This is a genomic window from Thioclava sp. UBA3469 (genome assembly GCF_002378135.1).
Lineage (GTDB): Bacteria > Pseudomonadota > Alphaproteobacteria > Rhodobacterales > Rhodobacteraceae > Thioclava > Thioclava sediminum.
In genome coordinates, this window is sequence record NZ_DFRG01000269.1 from 5,224 (window position 1) to 5,583 (window position 360).

Annotated in this window: 1 protein-coding gene; it reads left to right on the plus strand. The window is 63.6% G+C overall.

Annotated elements, in window-relative coordinates:
* A partial coding sequence (locus B3D39_RS19550; protein ID WP_286789994.1) for a DNA gyrase subunit A occupies positions 1-360 on the plus strand: 360 nt, incomplete at both ends.

Consider the following 360-nt stretch of genomic DNA (forward strand, 5'->3'; position numbering starts at 1 on the left):
CCGACCGGCGGCGTGCTGGTCGAGCCGCCCGACAATATCCGCGACGCCTATCGCACGGGCCGCGGCGCGTTCCGCCTGCGGGCGCGTTGGGAGAAAGAGGAGCTGGGCCGCGGTCAATGGCAGATCGTTGTCACCGAGATCCCTTACCAAGTGCAGAAGTCCAAGCTGATCGAGCGTCTGGCCGAAGTCATCCAGACCCGTAAGGTTCCTGCACTCGCCGATGTGCGCGACGAGAGCGCCGACGATATCCGCATCGTGCTCGAGCCGAAATCGCGCACCGTCGAGCCCGAGATGCTGATGGGGATGCTGTTCAAGAACTCCGATCTGGAGGTCCGGTTCTCGCTCAACATGAACGTGCTG